This window comes from Nocardioides sp. BGA-UO-ETr-FS32 (assembly GCF_059567905.1).
In genome coordinates this window covers 107,927-123,538 of sequence record NZ_JCAQOX010000015.1, presented here as the reverse complement: position 1 = coordinate 123,538, position 15,612 = coordinate 107,927, and the positions used below count along the sequence as shown (strand labels likewise).

General features: G+C 73.5%; 17 protein-coding genes. 8 read left to right on the top strand and 9 right to left on the bottom strand.

All coding sequences use genetic code 11. The features are described 5' to 3' along the window. Nucleotides 1–30 precede the first annotated feature (30 nt). From AC57BS_RS14110 to AC57BS_RS14100, 3 genes are all read left to right on the top strand, one after another. Nucleotides 31–1,341, top strand: coding sequence for a sensor histidine kinase (locus AC57BS_RS14110; protein WP_496412081.1), 1,311 nt, complete (start codon nt 31–33; stop codon nt 1,339–1,341). Then, nucleotides 1,338–2,015 carry a response regulator gene (locus tag AC57BS_RS14105; RefSeq protein WP_496412080.1) on the top strand — a complete coding sequence of 226 codons (678 nt, stop codon included), beginning with the start codon at nt 1,338–1,340 and terminating at the stop codon, nt 2,013–2,015. Before AC57BS_RS14110 ends, AC57BS_RS14105 begins: the two co-directional genes overlap by 4 nt. A gap of 87 nt (nt 2,016–2,102) precedes the next feature. Then, nucleotides 2,103–3,041, top strand: a complete 939-nt coding sequence (locus AC57BS_RS14100; RefSeq protein WP_496412079.1) for a DMT family transporter — start codon at nt 2,103–2,105, stop codon at nt 3,039–3,041. Here AC57BS_RS14100 and AC57BS_RS14095 read toward each other — a convergent pair. The 4 genes from AC57BS_RS14095 to AC57BS_RS14080 all read right to left on the bottom strand — a co-directional run bounded on the left by AC57BS_RS14095 (nt 3,038) and on the right by AC57BS_RS14080 (nt 6,234). Then, nucleotides 3,038–3,562 carry a type III secretion system chaperone family protein gene (locus tag AC57BS_RS14095; protein WP_496412078.1) on the bottom strand — a complete coding sequence of 175 codons (525 nt, stop codon included), beginning with the start codon at nt 3,560–3,562 and terminating at the stop codon, nt 3,038–3,040. The two genes, AC57BS_RS14100 and AC57BS_RS14095, sit on opposite strands and share 4 nt — an antisense overlap. Next, entirely contained in the window at nt 3,559–4,815 is a 1,257-nt protein-coding gene (gene mshA, locus AC57BS_RS14090; protein ID WP_496412077.1) for a D-inositol-3-phosphate glycosyltransferase, read from the bottom strand. Before mshA ends, AC57BS_RS14095 begins: the two co-directional genes overlap by 4 nt. 116 nt (nt 4,816–4,931) lie before the next feature. Then, nucleotides 4,932–5,303 (bottom strand): hypothetical protein, encoded by a 372-nt coding sequence (locus AC57BS_RS14085; RefSeq protein WP_496412076.1) that lies wholly within the window; start codon nt 5,301–5,303, stop codon nt 4,932–4,934. Nucleotides 5,304–5,340: 37 nt separating this feature from the next. Then, nucleotides 5,341–6,234, bottom strand: coding sequence for an RNase H family protein (locus AC57BS_RS14080; protein WP_496412075.1), 894 nt, complete (start codon nt 6,232–6,234; stop codon nt 5,341–5,343). Between the two features lie 25 nt (nt 6,235–6,259). On the opposite strand from AC57BS_RS14080, the gene AC57BS_RS14075 reads away from it, so the two are divergent. Further along, on the top strand, nt 6,260–7,027 hold the full coding sequence (locus tag AC57BS_RS14075; RefSeq protein ID WP_496412074.1) for an SDR family NAD(P)-dependent oxidoreductase: 768 nt from the start codon (nt 6,260–6,262) through the stop codon (nt 7,025–7,027). 17 nt (nt 7,028–7,044) lie between these two features. Continuing rightward, complete coding sequence (locus tag AC57BS_RS14070; protein WP_496412073.1) at nt 7,045–7,734, top strand: aspartate/glutamate racemase family protein; 690 nt, start codon at nt 7,045–7,047, stop codon at nt 7,732–7,734. Here AC57BS_RS14070 and AC57BS_RS14065 read toward each other — a convergent pair. From AC57BS_RS14065 to AC57BS_RS14055, 3 genes are all read right to left on the bottom strand, one after another. Continuing rightward, on the bottom strand, nt 7,731–8,630 hold the full coding sequence (locus AC57BS_RS14065) for a hypothetical protein (protein WP_496412072.1): 900 nt from the start codon (nt 8,628–8,630) through the stop codon (nt 7,731–7,733). The genes AC57BS_RS14070 and AC57BS_RS14065 overlap by 4 nt on opposite strands. 34 nt (nt 8,631–8,664) lie before the next feature. After that, complete coding sequence (locus tag AC57BS_RS14060) at nt 8,665–9,864, bottom strand: class I SAM-dependent methyltransferase (protein ID WP_496412071.1); 1,200 nt, start codon at nt 9,862–9,864, stop codon at nt 8,665–8,667. A gap of 102 nt (nt 9,865–9,966) precedes the next feature. Beyond that, nucleotides 9,967–10,920 (bottom strand): NUDIX domain-containing protein, encoded by a 954-nt coding sequence (locus AC57BS_RS14055; RefSeq protein ID WP_496412070.1) that lies wholly within the window; start codon nt 10,918–10,920, stop codon nt 9,967–9,969. 31 nt (nt 10,921–10,951) lie between these two features. On the opposite strand from AC57BS_RS14055, the gene AC57BS_RS14050 reads away from it, so the two are divergent. After that, on the top strand, nt 10,952–11,998 hold the full coding sequence (locus AC57BS_RS14050; RefSeq protein WP_496412069.1) for an acyltransferase family protein: 1,047 nt from the start codon (nt 10,952–10,954) through the stop codon (nt 11,996–11,998). Here AC57BS_RS14050 and AC57BS_RS14045 read toward each other — a convergent pair. Both AC57BS_RS14045 and AC57BS_RS14040 read right to left on the bottom strand, forming a co-directional pair. Then, entirely contained in the window at nt 11,973–12,761 is a 789-nt protein-coding gene (locus AC57BS_RS14045) for a lysophospholipid acyltransferase family protein (protein WP_496412068.1), read from the bottom strand. The two genes, AC57BS_RS14050 and AC57BS_RS14045, sit on opposite strands and share 26 nt — an antisense overlap. Before the next feature lie 118 nt (nt 12,762–12,879). Continuing rightward, the gene (locus tag AC57BS_RS14040; RefSeq protein WP_496412067.1) at nt 12,880–14,142 is read right to left on the bottom strand and encodes a geranylgeranyl reductase family protein; all 1,263 of its coding nucleotides are present in this window, start codon (nt 14,140–14,142) and stop codon (nt 12,880–12,882) included. A gap of 83 nt (nt 14,143–14,225) precedes the next feature. Between AC57BS_RS14040 and AC57BS_RS14035 the strand changes: the two genes are divergently transcribed. Both AC57BS_RS14035 and AC57BS_RS14030 read left to right on the top strand, forming a co-directional pair. Next, the gene (locus tag AC57BS_RS14035) at nt 14,226–14,807 is read left to right on the top strand and encodes a TlpA family protein disulfide reductase (RefSeq protein ID WP_496412066.1); all 582 of its coding nucleotides are present in this window, start codon (nt 14,226–14,228) and stop codon (nt 14,805–14,807) included. A 2-nt stretch (nt 14,808–14,809) separates the two neighbouring features. After that, nucleotides 14,810–15,577 (top strand): cytochrome c biogenesis CcdA family protein, encoded by a 768-nt coding sequence (locus AC57BS_RS14030; protein WP_496412065.1) that lies wholly within the window; start codon nt 14,810–14,812, stop codon nt 15,575–15,577. The last annotated feature ends 35 nt before the right edge of the window (nt 15,578–15,612 follow it).

The window sequence follows — 15,612 nt, the reverse complement described above, 5'->3', positions numbered from 1 at the left end:
GAACAGATGCACGTGCCCGATGAACGACGGGTGAACAGTGCGTGCCGGGCGCTCCTCGGGGTGTCCATCGGCGCCGAGCGGCGTCGCGCGATGCGTACGATGGTGAGCGTGGATCCGACGATGCAGGCCGCCCTCGCGGCGGTCATCGGGGCCGTCGTCGCTGGAGGCGCGGTGCTCGCGTGGCACATCAGCGACCGCCAGCGCCACACGCTTCCGGAGGTCGAGGAGCCCGTCGTGCAGGCGGGTGTCGCCGCGGTGCTCAGCATCCTGCGCTCCAGCGCGGTCGTCGTCGACGAGTCCGACCACGTGCGCAAGGCCTCCGCGCCGGCGTACGCCTTCGGCCTGGTGCGCGGCGACACGGTGCTGGTGCCGGAGCTGGTCGACCTCATCGCCCAAGTGCGGCGCGACGGCCAGATCCGCGAGCGCGACATCGACCTTCCGGCGCCCGACGGCGGCTTCACCCGTACGCTCACCGCGCGCGTGGCACCGCTCGGCGCACGGCTGGTGCTGGCCCTCGTCGAGGACCGGACCCGCGAGCGGCGCGTCGAGGCGGTGCGGCGCGACTTCGTCGCCAACGTCAGCCACGAGCTCAAGACCCCGGTCGGCGCCATCCGGTTGCTCGCCGAGGCCGTCACCGACGCCGCCGACGACCCCGAGGCCGTGCAGCGCTTCGCCGGCCGGATGATCACCGAGAGCGACCGGCTCTCCAAGCTCGTGCAGCAGATCATCGAGCTCTCCCGGCTCCAGGGCAACGACCCGCTCGAGACCCCGGTGATGGTCGACATCGACACCGCGGTCGCGACCGCGGTGGACACCAGTGCCATGGAGGCGGCGGCCAAGAACATCACCGTCGACTCGCGCGGCGAGCCGGGCCTGGAGGTCTTCGGCTCCCAGGAGCAGATCGGGGCGGCGATCAGCAACCTCGTCGCCAACGCCGTCGCCTACTCCAACGAGGGCTCCCGGGTCGTCGTCACCTCCCGTGCCGAGGGCGCGAAGGTGCAGATCTCCGTGGTCGACCAGGGCATCGGGATCCCCGCCGAGGACATCGACCGCATCTTCGAGCGGTTCTACCGGGTCGACCCCGCGCGGCACCGCTCCACGGGCGGCACCGGCCTGGGCCTGTCCATCGTCAAGCACGTCGCGGCGACGCACGGCGGCGACATCTCGGTCTGGTCGGTGCAGGGGCAGGGCTCCACCTTCACCCTCACCCTCCCCCACCACGCCGAGCCCGGACCGGGCTCGGGACAGACGACCACCCCGGTCGAGGTCGTCGCACCCGAGCGGCCCGCGAGCGGCACCGCACCCACACCCCGCAGAGCACAGCAGGAGACATCGACATGACCCGCGTACTCGTCGTCGAGGACGAAGAGAGCTACAGCGACGCCCTCGCCTACATGCTCCGCAAGGAGGGGTACGAGGTGGCGATCGCCGCCGACGGCAACACCGCCCTCACCGAGTTCGACCGCTTCGGCCCCGACATCGTCCTCCTGGACCTGATGCTGCCCGGCGTGCCGGGCACGGAGGTGTGCCGGCAGATCCGGCAGACCTCCTCGGTCCCGGTCATCATGGTCAGCGCCAAGGACGACGAGGTCGACAAGGTCGTGGGCCTCGAGCTCGGTGCCGACGACTACGTCACCAAGCCCTACTCCCCGCGCGAGCTGGTCGCCCGGATCCGTGCCGTCCTGCGGCGAGGCCACGAGCCGGACCTCGCCCCCGACACCCTCGAGGCCGGCCCGGTCCGGATGGACGTCGAGCGCCACGTCGTGACCGTCGACGGCACGGAGCAGCGGCTGCCGCTCAAGGAGTTCGAGCTCCTCGAGATGTTCCTGCGCAACCCCGGCCGGGTGCTCACCCGCGGCCAGCTCATCGACCGCGTGTGGGGCTCCGACTACGTCGGTGACACCAAGACCCTCGACGTCCACGTCAAGCGGCTGCGCGCCAAGCTCGAGCCCGACCCGAGCGAGCCGAAGTACCTCGTCACGGTCCGTGGGCTCGGCTACAAGTTGGATCTGTGAGTCCCTGTGGCAACCACCGGCGGGATGTCGGCGTACGGCGTCCGAAATGCGCTGGCGGCTCGTCATGACCGTACCTAGCCTTGACTCGTGACCGCCGCCAGCCAGACCACGCCACCGCCCGCCGGAACCACCACCGGGAGCACCGGGACCACTGCTCCCGCGCCCTGGCTGCCCGTCGCGGCCGGAGCGGTCACCCTGGTCATGTGGGCCTCGGCGTTCGTGGTGATCCGCCACGTCGCCCACGACGTCAGCCCGGGCGCCCTCGGATCCGGCCGCCTGCTGGTGGCGGCCCTGGTCGTGCTGCCACTGGTCCTGCGCCGGGGCTGGGTGCGCCCCACCCGGCGCGAGTGGACGCTGCTGACCATCGGCGGCATTGGCTGGTTCGGCATCTACAACCTCGCCCTCAACGCCGGTGAGCGGCACGTCGACGCCGGCACCGCGGCGATGATCATCCAGATCGGTCCCGTGATCGTGGCGCTGCTCGCGGTGCCGCTCTTCGGCGAGCGGCTGCACGCGTGGCTGCTGGGCGGCATGGTCGTCGGCTTCGCCGGGGTCGCGGTGATCGCGCGCGGCTCCTCGACCTCCGCCGACGCGAGCCTGGTGGGCGTGCTGCTCGTCCTCGTCGCCGCCGCGATGTACGCCGTGGGGGTGCTGACCCAGAAGGTGCTGCTGCGCCGCATCCCGTCGGTCCAGGTCGTCCTCGTGTCGTTCCTGATGGGCGCAGTGACCTGCCTGCCGTTCTCCGGCGACCTCCCGGCGATCGTCGCCGACGGTGGCGCCGAGCTGTGGTGGATCGTCTACCTCGGCGTCTTCCCCACCGCGGTCGCCTTCACGACGTGGGCCTACGCACTGACCCACACCGACGCGGGCGCGCTGTCGCTCACGACGTTCCTCGTGCCCCTGATCGCGACCCTCGTCGCGTGGCTGACCATCGACGAGGTGCCGCCGTCCCTGACCTTCGTCGGCGGGGCGCTCGCGATCGTGGGCGTGCTGATGACGCGGCGACGGCCGCGGACCGCGAGCTAGGCGGGCGGCTCCGGGTCGGACCCCGCCTCGAGCCAGCCCCGGAAGGCCTCGAGGTTGCGGGTGGACTCGCCCCGCGAGATGCGCCACTCCCACTCCTTGCGGATGGAGGAGGCGAAGCCGAGCTCGAGGATCGCGTTGAAGGACTCGTCGGCGTTGGCCAGCACGGAGCCGAGGATCCGGTCGAGCTCGTCGTGCTCGACCGACGCGAGCGGCAGCCGCGCCTCGAGGTAGATGTCGCCGTGGCGGTCGACTGCGAACGAGACGGCGTACATCCGCAGGTTGCGCTCGAGCAGCCACCGGTGCACCCGCGCGTGGTTCTCGTCGGGGTTGCGGCACACGAACGCGTGGACGGCGAGCGCGTGCGCGCCGACGTCGAGGCGTACGGGCGTCTGGAGCTTCTTCTCCCCCGGCAGGGTCAGCGAGAAGCTGGCCCCCTCCACGCCCTCGCGGGCCGTCTCGTCGTGCTCGATCCGGTTGTCGGCGAGGTAGGTGCGGACGGTCTCGACGGCCGTGGAGGTCATGACGCCATCACAGCATGCATGCGGCTGCCGGCGCGTTCGTACGCCTCCAGGGTGCGCGCGGCGGTGCGCTCCCAGGAGAAGTCCTGCGCGTGGGCGACCGCACCGCGCCCGAGCCGCTCGACGAGGGCCGGGTCGTCGACCAGGCGGCGCAGCGTGGCGGCCCAGTCGCGGGGGTCGTGGGTGTCGACCAGCAGTCCGCTCACGCCGTCGCGCACGACCGTCGTCAGCCCGCCGACGGCCGCGGCGACGACGGGGGTGCCGGTCGCCTGCGCCTCGACGGCGACGAGGCCGAAGCTCTCGTTGTAGGACGGCACGGCGACGGCGGTCGCGGCCGACGTCCACACGGCCAGCTCGGTCTGGGTGACCGGCGGGACGAACCGGACCACGTCGGCGATGCCGAGGTCGGCGGCGAGGTCGGCGAGCGCGGTGGGGTGCTCGAGGCCCGACCCGGACGGTCCGCCGACGACCGGCACGACGAGCCGGTGGCGCAGCGTCGGGTCCTGCTCGAGGAGCACCCCGACGGCGCGCAGCAGCACGTCGGGCGCCTTGAGCGGCTGGATCCGGCCGGCGAAGAGCAGGACCGCAGCGTCCTCGGGCAGGCCGAGCTCCCGGCGGGCCTCGGCCCTGCCGCGCGGGGCGAAGACGGAGAGGTCGACGCCGGGGTGGATGACCTCCACCGCGTCGGGGCTGGCGCCGTAGAGGTCGACGAGCTGGCGCGCCTCGGTGTCGGTGTTGGCCACGAGGAAGTCGGCGGCCTCGACGACCTGCTCCTCGCCGATGACCCGGGAGAGGGGCTCGGGGGTGTCGCCCTCGGCCAGCGCCTCGTTCTTGACCTTGGCCATCGTGTGCATCGAGTGCACGAGCGGCACGTTCCAGCGGTCGCGGGCCAGCGCCCCGACCTGCCCGGAGAGCCAGTAGTGGGAGTGGACGGCGTCGTAGTGGCCGAGGGGCTGCATCGCCTCGGTGCGCAGCACCTCCCGCGCGAAGGTGCAGAGCTGCCCGGGGAGCTCACCCTTGGCGAGCCCCTCGAACGGGCCGGCCGCGACGTGGCGCACCAGCACGCCGTCGGCGGCCTCGACCACCTGCGGCAGGCTCGAGGACGTGGCCCGGGTGAACACGTCCACCGCGATGCCCTGCGCGGCGAGGCGTCGGGAGAGCTCGATGACGTAGACGTTCATCCCACCCGCGTCACCCGTGCCGGGCTGGTCGAGGGGTGAGGTGTGCAGGCTGATCATCGCCACGCGCTCGCCCACGCTGCCTCCTTGGGATGTCTCGATGGTCACGGCACCCGCCACGGGCACTCACGGCACAACCGCGCGGGCGGCCCGGGGATTCCCGCGACCTTCGACACACCCTCCCGGGGTGGGAGTCAGCGGGCGTGCGCGCCGGCGGACGGCCGACCGGATGGCCTGCCGCGCCCGCGCAGCAGCGCGATGCCGCCGAGCAGCGCGGCGACCACGCCCCAGAACCCGTCGTACCAGGCGGAGTCGGCGGGCCGGAACGCCTCGATCAGCGACAGGGCGAGCAGTCCGGATGCGATCGCCACCACGGCACGCATCGCGACGGCGTCGCTCTTGACGAGCGTGGAGCCGAAGACGGCCGAGGCGGCCATCACGCACGCGAGACCGACGAAGTGGAGGGTGCTGGCGAGCGGGTCGCTGCCGCCCCCGAGCAGCGCGTGGACGATCCACAGCGCACCACCCAGGAGCGAGAGGACGGCGGCCAGCCTGGCGGGAGACACCCCGAGAGTGTGCCACGCCACACCCCCACGGGCTGGATCAGGGCTCGTCGGTGCCCTGGTGGAACCGGGCCTGCCACTGTCCGCCCGAGCGCACCCACAGGGTGCTGCGCAGGGTGGAACGCTCGTCGGTGGACGTACGCCACAGCAACAGGATCGTGTCGGGGCCGAGGCGGTCGACGGAGACGACCTCGAAGCCCATCGGCTCGATCGGACCGATCACGTCGAGGGTCTCCTCGCGGGTCCACAGCCGGCCGGAGCGACCCACCTCCCGCCAGTCGGGGTGGAGGAGGGCGGCGACCGCGGCACGGTCCGAGCGCACCTCGTCGCTGAGCAGCGCGCGCTCCATCGCGACCACGTGCTCCTCGTCGGTCGGCGCGACGTCGAGGTCGTCGGCGGCGAGACCCGAGAAGAGGTCGGGCTCCGGCTCGACCTGACCGACCTCGGCGGCCGGGTGGGCGGTGGTGCTCCCGCTGAAGCCCGGACCGGGGTCGGGCTCCACGCCGCGCTGGTAGGCCACAGCCGCCGCGTTGGCCCGCCTGTCGGCCGCCTCGTTGAGCTCGTGGCCGGCGTGGCCCTTCACCCACTCGAAGTGGACGCGGTGGCGCCGGCCCTCCATGGCCGCGTCGATCGCCTTCATCAGCTCGACGTTGAGGACGGGCTTGCCGTCGCCCTTCTTCCAGCCCTTGCGCTTCCACCCCGGCATCCACTTGGTGACCGAGTCGATGACGTACTTGCTGTCGCAGAAGACGTGCAGGTCGTCGTCGAGGTGGGCGGTCTGCTGCAGGAGATCGAGCACCGCCATCAGCTCGCCCATGTTGTTGGTCCCGTGGGGCCAGCCGCCCGAGGCCCAGCAGCCGTCGTCGACGTACCACGCCCACCCGGCGGGGCCGGGGTTGCCGAGTGCCGAACCGTCAGCCGCCGCGATGATCACCGGCACATCTTGGCAGGATGGGGGCATGAGCACCCCACCGGCCGCTGACAGCGCCCAGTCCCGCACGGCCGTCGTCACCGGAGCCTCGAGCGGCATCGGCGCCGCGACCGCACGCGCGCTCGCCGCGCAGGGGTTCCGGGTCGTGTGCGCCGCCCGGCGCACCGAGCGGATCGAGCAGCTCGCCGCCGAGATCGGCGGCGTGGCCGTCACCTGCGACATCACCGACGCCGCCTCCGTCGAGGCGCTCGCCGCCGCGGTCCCGGTCTGCCACGTGCTCGTCAACAACGCCGGCGGCGCCGTGGGCATCGACCGCGTGGACGACGCCGACCTCGACGCGTGGCGCTGGATGTACGACGTCAACGTGCTCGGGCTCGTCCGGGTGACCAAGGCGCTCCTGCCCGCCCTCCGCGCCAGCGGCGACGGCGTGGTCGTGAACGTCGGCTCGACGGCCGGGCGCTGGGCGTACGAGGGTGGCGGCGGCTACACCGCCGCCAAGCACGCCGTGAAGGTCGTCACCCAGACCCTGCGGCTGGAGCTCAACGGCGAGCCGATCCGGATCAGCGAGGTCGCACCCGGCATGGTGCGCACCGACGAGTTCGCCCTCGTGCGCTTCGGAGGCGACCGCGAGCGTGCCGAGGCGGTGTACGCCGGGGTCGACCAGCCGCTGCTCGCCGAGGACGTGGCCGACGCGATCGCGTGGGTCGCGACCCGGCCCTCCCACGTCGACGTCGACGAGCTGGTGATCAAGCCGCGTGCCCAGGCTGCGGCACACAAGGTGCACCGGACCGGGTAGATGGCAGACTGCCACGCGTGAAGACCATCGGACTCGTCGGCGGCATGAGCTGGGAGAGCAGCGCGGTCTACTACCGCGACCTCAACCTCGGGATGCGGGAGCGGCTCGGCGGGCTGTCCTCGCCGAAGCTCGCCCTCACCACCGTCGACTTCGCGGAGGTCACCCACCTCGAGGACGACGAGCGCTGGGACCAGGTCGGGCTGCTGCTCGCCGACGCCGCGCGCCGCGTCGAGCGCGCGGGCGCCGACTTCCTGCTGCTGTGCACGACGACCTTCCACAAGGTGGCCGACCAGGTGGAGGAGGCCGTCGACATCCCCGTGCTGCACCTGGCCGACGTCGTCGCCGAGGCCGTCAAGGCCGCCGGGGTGGAGAAGGTCGGGCTGATCGGCACCAAGGTCGCGATGTCCGAGTCGTTCTTCGTCGACCGGCTCGAGAGCCACGGCCTGTCGGTCCTGGTCCCCGACGCCTCGCACCACGACTTCCTCAACGACGCCATCTACGAGGAGCTCGTGCACGGCGTGGTTCTGCCCCGCACCCGCGGCCGGGTGGTCTCGATCATCGAGGAGCTGTGGGACGCCGGGGCCGGGGGCGTGCTGCTCGGCTGCACCGAGCTCGAGCTGCTGGTCAAGCAGGCCGACGTCGAGCTGCCGGTGTTCCCGTGCACGACGCTGCACGTGCAGGCAGCGCTGGACGCCGCGCTGGCCTAGGGCTGGAGCGGGGCACCCCTCGCGACCGCGAGCCAGCGCAGCGCGGTCCAGGCCGGACCCGCCAGGTCGGTCGGGCCCGCCTCCGCCGGGAGGTCGACGGCGAGCACCTCCGACCGCGCACCCTCGGTGCTGACCAGCACCTGCCCCACGGCGTACGCGATCCCCTCGCCCTGGTCCTGCGGGGGGAGCTCCCACGACGCCACCGGCTGCCACGACGGGTACGCCGTGAGGTGGGCCGCCGAGTAGGTCCGCATCACGACGCCTCCGCCACCCGGCAGGAACGTCGCGTCGGTGACGATGCCGGGCGCCTCGGCGACCTCGACCAACCGGTTGGGCCGGTCCGCACGCAGCCGCGTCGGGGCGGCGTACACCTCCCCGGCGAAGACGCCCTTGGTGACCACGTGCAGCCGCCCGGTCAGCGGGTCGGCGAGCAGCGCCTCCGCGTCCCGCGCGCCGTGGGGGTAGACGAGCTCGTACGCCTCCGGGGTGGCGGTCCGCTCGCCCGGCCCGACCGGGACGCGCAGCACCTCGACGGAGTCGCGCACGCGCCGGTTGTCGCCGATGTCGGCCACCCAGACGTGCCCGCGACCGGCCGGGGCGAGCGCCTCCACGTCGACGGGGTCGGCGTCCCACGACGTCACGCCGACCGTGCTGCCGGTGGCGGTGTCGACGGTGAACACGCGCCCGGAGTCGCCGGAGTCGTTGACGGTGTGCACGAGCCCGCCCCGCGTGGTGGCGCTGAAGGCCAGCCCCCTTGACTCGACGATGTCGGGGTCACCGAAGCGGAGGACCGGCGTGCCGGCCGGGTCCGGTGCCCCTACAGCCGCGCCCAGCAGGAAGGGCAGCGCGACGGCCACTCCCACCGACGCGCCGACCGCCACCCGTCCCGCTCGCACGTGGCCACCGTAGCCGCGTGGAGGTGGTGGAGCCTCACTCGCCGAGCAGCTCGCCCAACCGGGGCCGCACGCCCCACGCGGCGAGGAGCTCGTCGTACTCGCGGGACGCGCCCGCACCCTCGGCACCCGTCCGGACGGCCCGCAGGAGGGTGTTGCGGGGCGTGTGGGCGCTCTCGACGAACTCCACCACGTCCACGCGGTAGCCCTCGCGGCGCAGCAGCGAGGCCCGCAGCGCGTCGGTGAGGGTGTCGGCGAAGCGCTCGCGCAGGATGCCGTGGCGGGTGAGCATCGCGTAGGGGCCGGGCGCCTCGGCCGTGCGGAGCTGCGCCGCGATGTCGTGGTGGCAGCAGGGCGCGGCCAGCACGAGGGGGGCCTGCCACTCCAGCGCCCGGTGGAGCGCGTCGTCGGTCGCGGTGTCGCAGGCGTGGAGGGCCAGCACCACGTCGGGCGCGAGCTCGAGCTGCGCGTCGGCGATCGAGCCGACCACGAAGTCGGCGTCGATGCCGAGCCGCTCGGCGACCTGCGCGTTGTGGTCCGCGGACTGCTGCTTCACGTCGACGCCGGTCATCCGTACGGGCCACCGACGGCTGAGGTGGGCGTGGGCGGCGAAGGTGAGGTAGGCGTTGCCGCACCCGAGGTCGACGACCCGTAGCGGCTCCTCGGTCGTGGGAGTGCGTACGCGTCCCTGCGCGATCGCGTCGGAGAGGCCGGCGTCGAGCAGCCGGACGAACTCCTCGACCTGGCGGTACTTGGCCTGCCGCGTCGGCTTCACCCGGCCCTGCGCGTCGCTGATGCCCAGCGCGACCAGGACCGGGTCGTCCTCGGCCAGCAGCCGGTCCTTGGGCCGGTCGTGCCCGCGCGCCGGCTCGACCTCCTCGGCGCGGGCCGAGGTGTGCAGCAGGGGCACCCCCTTCTTGGTGACCCGCAGCTGCAGGGTCGCCGTGGCCGTGTCGACGTGCCAGTTGGCGAAGGGCTCGGCGAGCAGCGCGTCGACCGCGGCCTCGGCGGCCTCGCCGAGGCGGTGGTTGGCGGTGTGCGCCTGCGTCGCGTCGTACGACGTCACCTGCAGGTGGCGACCGGCCTTGAGGTCGACGACGCGGACCTCGACGCGTCGTACGTCCCGGTCGCCGACGCGCGGCACCGGCTGTCCCTTGCGACGGCCGCTGCCCAGCGCGCGGACGAGGTGGTCGGCGTCGAGGATCGCCGAGCGGACCGTGGTGAGCTCGTCATCCACCGGTGCGGCTCACAGGATGGCGGCGAGGACGACGATGAGGATGAGGGCCCCCAGCGCGACCGGGATCACGAGTCGGCGGTGGCGGGGGTTCATGGGTCCATCCTAGGTCGGGGGCGGCCGTCGGCCGGCATCCGGTGGACCGCCCCCCGGCGCAGGCGAGCGGTTGCGGTCGAGGGCCCAGCGGACCAGCTCCAGCACGTCGACCGCGCCCGAGTCGATGTCGCCCACCGACACCCAGGCGGCGGCGTCCGTGGTGCCGTCCTGCTCGAGCACGCGGGGCTCCCCGTCGTCGACGGCGGCGGCGTAGACCAGGTGGACACCGTGGTAGTCCTCGATGCGCCCCGACGGGGCGGTGCCGGCGAAGTGGGTGTCGTGCACGCCGACGAGCTCGCCCACGCGGCACGGGAGCCCGCACTCCTCCTCGACCTCGCGGGCCAGCGCGAGCGACGGGTGCTCGCCGTGGTCGACGCCCCCGCCCGGGAGCGTCCACCTGCCCGGGTGCGCGGCGCGCGGCGACAGGCGGGTCAGCAGCAGCTCCTCGCGCCCACCGTGTCGGCGGGTGACGAGGGCGTACGCCGCGACGCGCTGCAGGCGGAACGGCTGGTGGTCGACGAGGGCCTCGGTCACGACCGATGCCACCGGCACCGCGCCGGACGCGATGTCGTCGAGGGGGCGCCACGCGGCCTCGATGGTCGAGCCGTCGACCTCGACCACCCGCGGCGCCGGCGAGTCCGGGGAGACCCAGCCCTCGTAGACGAGGCGGATCGCGTGGGCGTCGACCAGCTGGCCGTCACGCGGGGACCGGGGCATGTGTGCGCTGTAGACGCGGGCCCGGTCTCCGACGGCCGCGGCGAGGCCGGTCTCCTCGTGGACCTCACGGATCAACGCGTCCCGCGGGTCCTCCCCGTGGTCGACGCCGCCGCCCGGCAGCGTCCAGAGCTCGGCGCGCGAGACCCGCGGTGCGAGCCTGCTCAGCAGGATCTCGACGCGGCCCTCGCGCTCGCGCAGGATGACGGCGTACGCCGCCACGCGCTGTCGCCTCGGCAGGGATCCCATGCGCCCAACCTAGTGAAGTACGGTGAGCGCCGTGGCTCCCCCGTCCCGCGACCCGTGGCTCGACAACGTCAAGATGGTCCTGGTCACCCTCGTCGTGGTCGGGCACGCCATCGGGCTCGTCGAGGACACCGCGGGCAGCCACTGGGTCTACGACTTCATCTACCTGTGGCACATCCCGGCGTTCGTCTTCATCAGCGGCTACCTCTCGAAGTCCTTCGAGTGGGACCGCCGCCGGATGAAGAGCCTGGTCTACACCCTCGCGATCCCCTACCTGCTCTTCGAGCCGGCGCTGTTCTACTACCGCCGCGAGGTGGTCGACGAAGGGGTGACGGGTCCGCTGTGGTTCGAGCCGCACTGGACCATGTGGTACCTCATCGTGCTGCTGATGTGGCGCCTGGTCACCCCGATCCTCACGTCGCACTGGCTCTTCCTGCCGCTGTCGGTGATCGTCAGCCTGGTGGGCGGGATCTGGGACACCGAGGCCCTGATGATCCCCCGCTTCCTCGGCCTGCTGCCGTTCTTCGTGCTCGGCCTGCACCTCAAGCCCCGCCACCTCGCGCACCTCGACGACGTGTGGGTGAAGGTCGCGGCGGTGCCGATGCTCGTGGGCATCGGGATCATGGCGGTCTACACCGACACGTGGGCGGAGTCGGCGCTGCTCTGGTACGACACCGGCTACTCCGAGATCCCGATCGACAACGAGTTCGTCTTCCAGACCCGGCTGACGGTGATGATGGTCGGCCTGCTCGGCGCCTTCGCGGCGATGTCGCTGGTGCCGCGGCGCAGCCTCGGCTGGTTCACCACGATGGGCACCGCCACGATGGTGGTCTACCTCTTCCACGGTTTCGTCATCAAGACGTTCAAGGCGCTCGGCTGGCCCGACTTCACCGCTTCCTACCCGATCACCGGCCTGGTGCTCACCATGCTCGGCGCGGTGGCCCTGACGCTGCTGCTCGCCTCCCCGCCCGTACGCCGGGTGCTGGAGCCGTTCACCAACCCCCTCGGCTGGCTCGAGGCGCGGCGCGACGCCCGACGACGCCGGGACGACTCCGCTAGCTCGGCCCCCACGTCGGCCTGATCGCGGACCGCGGCACCACGTCGAGGTGCGCCGCCCCGGCCCGGGTGGGCGCGTGCCCACCGAGGTGGGCCGGGTGCCACGGGGCGTGCTCGCCGGGTGCGGGCACGTGGTGCGGGAGCCGCTGCAGCTCCTCGAGCTGCACGGTCAGCACCTCCCCCAGCCGGCGGGTCCACCCGGCGATGTCCTCGCCCGGACCGATCGTCATCGGCTCGCCGAACGACACGTCGATCCGGCGCCCGCGGGTCAGGTCGGGCCGCGGCTTCCCGCCCCGCTCGTCGGGCAGCCCGACCGACCAGACCCGCTGGGACCCCCAGATCGCGACCGGCACCACGGGGGCGCCGGTCTCGCGGGCCAGGCCCGCCACGCCGGGCATGAGGGACCGGACCGTGTAGGACCAGCTGATCCCGGCCTCGGGGAACGCGCAGACCGCCTCGCCCTCGCGCAGCAGCCGCCGCGCCCCGACGTACGCCCCTGCCGGCGCCTGCCGGTCGACGGGGACGTGCCGCATCCGCGTCATCGCCTGCGCCACGCCGGGCACGTTCCACACGTCGTGGCGGGTCATGAACCGCAGGAAGCGACCCGACGACCGGACGGCCCCCTGCACGAACAGGAAGTCGGGGTAGGACACGTGCGTGGCCGCGAGCAGCACCGGCCCGGTCCGCGGGACGTGCTCGGCGCCGGTCCCGGTGACCGTCATGTCGAGCGCCCGCAGGCCGACGCGCCCGATCCGTACGGCGGCCCGGTAGGTCCGCTCCGTGCGCACCGTGCTGTCCGTCGCGCTGCTCGTCGCGCTGTCCGTCGCACTGTCCGAGGTCCTGCCCACGGTCCTGCTTCGGCGCCGCAGGGGCGGCGGATGGCCGTCGCTCACGCGCCCGGTCGCATCAGGAGAACGGCGGGCGCGCGTCGCGGGCCATCGACCGGCGCCCGGCCCAGCGCCACACGCGAGCCGCACGGTCGCGGTCGGCCTCGTCGACGAGGTTGCCCATCCAGCGCAGGGCGAGCGTCATCAGCCAGTCGGACCGCATGCCGGCCGGGCCGAGGGCGGCCACGACCCGGGGCTGGGTGGCGATCCCGGCGAGACGGCGGGCGATGGAGAAGGACTCGCCGTAGTGCTCCACGAGGGTGGCCCGCCAGGCCTCACCGAGGCCGGTGCCGCCGGCGATGTGCTCGGCGACCAGGCGGCCCGTCTCGAGGCCGTAGTCGATGCCCTCGCCGTTGAGCGGGTTGACGCAGGCCGCGGCGTCGCCGATCAGCGCCCAGTTGGGGCCGGCGACGTTGCTGACTGCTCCTCCCATGGGCAGCAGCGCCGACGTCGGCATCCGAAGCTCGCCCGACAGGCCGAAGTCCGGCCCGATCGTGTCGGCATAGGTCTGCATGAGCGGCTTGATCGCGACCTCGGCGGGCCGCCTGCTGGTCGCCAGCGTGCCGGCACCGAGGTTCACCGTGCCGTCGCCCAGCGGGAAGATCCAGCCGTAGCCCGGCACCAGCTCGCCCTGCTCGTCGCGGAGCTCGAGGTGCGAGCTGATCCACGGGTCGTCGGAGGCGGTGGAGTCGACGTAGGAGCGCCCGGCGACGGCGTACACGGTGTCGCGGTGCCACTCGCGACCCAGCAGCTTGCCGAGCGGCGACCGGACGCCGTCGGCGACGACCAGCCAGCGACAGGCGATCTCGAAGGGGCCGTCCCCGTCGCTTGTCGAGGTGCGAGCCTGCGAGCCCCGGAACTCGACCGCAGCGATCCGCTCGCCCTCGCGGCGTACGCCGACCGCGCGGGCGCCGTCGATCGCGCGGGCGCCGCTCTTGATCGCCACCGTGCGCAGGTGGTCGTCGAGCTCGGTGCGGGCGACGGCCGATCCCCAGTCGGGGTGCGACCCTCCCGGCCACGGGAGCAGCAGCGTCTGGTCGAACCCGTGGGCGCGGAGGCCCTGGTTGACGGTGTGGGCGCGCAGCCAGTCCTCGAGGCCGAGCTTCTGCATCTCCCCGATCGCGCGGGGCGTGAGCCCGTCCCCGCAGGTCTTGTCGCGCGGGAAGGTCGCCGCGTCGGCGAGCACGACGTCGAGGCCGGCGCGGGCGGCCCAGGCCGCGGCAGCGGAACCCGCCGGGCCGGCGCCGACGACCAGCACGTCGGTCGAGGAGGGGATCTGCACGGGCAAATTCTAGGTGGCCGCCGTAAGCGTCTCGTAATCCCGGGACCACCCGCGGGCCAGCACCGCGCTGGGATGCTGGATCCATGAGACGCCTCGCGCACGCCATCGTGGCGCCGCTCGCCGTCGCACTCGCCGCCTGCGGTGGCGAGGCGACCACCTCCGCCGACGCGCCGGCCGCGACCAGCGAGTCCCCCGTCGACCCGCCCGGCGAGTCCCCCGACGCCTCCGGGGCCGCAGACGGGGCCGGGCAACCCGACGCGACCGTCCCCGAGCTGCTGGACTTCACCTCCACGACCGTCGCGGGTGAGGAGTTCGACGGCGCCTCCCTCGCCGGCAGCCCGGCGGTGCTGTGGTTCTGGGCACCGTGGTGCCCGACCTGCCGCGGCCAGGTGCCGCAGGTGGAGGAGCTCGCCCGCACCTACGGGGACGAGGTCGCCGTCGTGGGCGTCGGCTCGCTCGACAGCGCCGAGGCCATCGCCGGGTTCGCGGGAGACGTCGAGGGGATCACCCACCTCGAGGACGTCGACGGTGTGCTGTGGCAGCGCTTCGGGGTCACCGAGCAGTCCTCCTTCGTGGTCCTCGACGCCGACGGTGAGATCGCGTTCGAGGCCGGCTACGGCGGCGAGGACGACCTCGCGGCCGAGGTCGAGGCCGTGCTCGGCTGACCGTGGGCGACACCCTGACCCTCGCCGTGGCGGCGGGGATGCTGGCGGCGGTCAACCCGTGCGGCTTCGCGCTGCTCCCGGCCTACCTCTCGGTGCTCGTGCTCGGCGACGACGCGCCGGGGCCGGCGCGGTCGGTCGGCCGCGCGCTGTGGCTGACCGCGTGGATGACGGTCGGCTTCGTGGCCGTCTTCGGGGTCTTCGGCCTGGTCGTCTCGCCGGTCGCGGCCCAGGCCCAGCAGTACCTGCCGTGGTTCACCACGGTGTTCGGCGCCCTGGTCGCCCTGGCCGGCCTGTGGCTGCTCGCGGGCCGGGAGCTGCCCCGCCTGCAGGTGGGGCGCGCTGGCGGCCGGCCGGTCACCCGGCGGGTGCCGGCCATGGTCGGGTTCGGCATGTCGTACGCCGCGGCCAGCCTCACCTGCTCGATCGCGCCGTTCCTCGCGATCGTGGTGACGAGCTTCCGCTCGGGCTCGACCGATGAGGGGGTCGGCCTCTTCGTCGCGTACAGCGTGGGCATGGGCCTGCTCGTCGGCGTCGCGGCCGTGGCCGTCGCGCTGGCCCGTCGCGGGCTCGTCACCGGGCTGCGGCGCACCGGCCGATGGATCCCCCGCGTCTCGGGACTGCTGCTCGTGCTCGTGGGCGCCTACGTCGCGTGGTACGGCGCCTGGGAGCTGCGGGTCCTCGGCGGCGCCGACGCTGCCGACCCGGTCATCGAGCTCGCGGCCCGCGTGCAGCGCACGCTCGCCGGGTGGGTGCGCGCGCTCGCGCCGTAGCCGGCGACCCCGCTGGTCAGTGAGGCTGCTGCGCA

Coding starts and splice junctions, on each gene's coding strand:
- AC57BS_RS14105 (WP_496412080.1), top strand. CDS start 1,338: ATGACCCGCGTACTCGTCGTCGAGGACGAAGAGAGCTACAGCGACGCC.
- AC57BS_RS14095 (WP_496412078.1), bottom strand. CDS start 3,562: ATGACCTCCACGGCCGTCGAGACCGTCCGCACCTACCTCGCCGACAAC.
- AC57BS_RS14075 (WP_496412074.1), top strand. CDS start 6,260: ATGAGCACCCCACCGGCCGCTGACAGCGCCCAGTCCCGCACGGCCGTC.
- AC57BS_RS14055 (WP_496412070.1), bottom strand. CDS start 10,920: ATGGGATCCCTGCCGAGGCGACAGCGCGTGGCGGCGTACGCCGTCATC.
- AC57BS_RS14035 (WP_496412066.1), top strand. CDS start 14,226: ATGAGACGCCTCGCGCACGCCATCGTGGCGCCGCTCGCCGTCGCACTC.